1 protein-coding gene is annotated in these 666 nt (G+C 54.8%); it reads right to left on the minus strand.

Annotated features, from left to right (window positions below):
• Nucleotides 1-624: 7-cyano-7-deazaguanine synthase QueC (queC, locus tag BG74_RS08705; RefSeq protein ID WP_066597887.1), on the minus strand; the 624-nt coding region annotated here is incomplete at its 3' end.
• Nucleotides 625-666: the final 42 nt, after the last annotated feature.

The following is a 666-nucleotide window of genomic DNA, read 5'->3' on the forward strand; positions in this document are numbered from 1 at the left end:
GCGCGCACGTAAACGGCAAGCTGCGCATTGTCCGCAGCCATCGCCTTTGATACCGTTGTAGCAGGTCTGCGTATCATTTCGCACCCGATCAAGTTGATGGTAATAATCTGCCAGCGCCCAGGTTTCAGCTTTATCTAGCCACATTAGCGGCGTGACGAAATGTAATTCGCGCGCTATACCGAGATTGACCGCGTGGTTTAGCGCTTTGATAAAGCCGTCACGGCAATCGGGATAACCGGAGAAATCCGTCTCGCATACGCCGGTAATGACTGCTTCCGCCTCGACCTGATAGGCATAGATAGAGGCCAGCGTTAAAAACAAGATGTTGCGGCCGGGCACAAAGGTGCTGGGCAGACCGTCGGGCATTTCCTCGTAGCCCGGTACCGGAATGCTGTCGCGGGTAAGACTGCTGACCGCTAGCGTATTAAGCAGGCCGGCGTCGATCACTTTATGTACCCGTGCGCCCAATTGCATCGCCAGCTCACGGGCGACGGTGATTTCCGCCCGATGGCGCTGGCCATAGTCGAAGGTGACGCAATGAACTTCGTCGTACTGACTTAAGGCCTGGATAAGGCAGGTAGTTGAATCCTGCCCACCGCTAAACACCACCACCGCTCGTTTCATCTGTTGTGTTCACTCTTTGTAGCAAAGAGTGTAGGGTACTGC

Origin of the sequence: Sodalis-like endosymbiont of Proechinophthirus fluctus, assembly GCF_001602625.1 — a bacterium.
GTDB lineage: Bacteria > Pseudomonadota > Gammaproteobacteria > Enterobacterales > Enterobacteriaceae.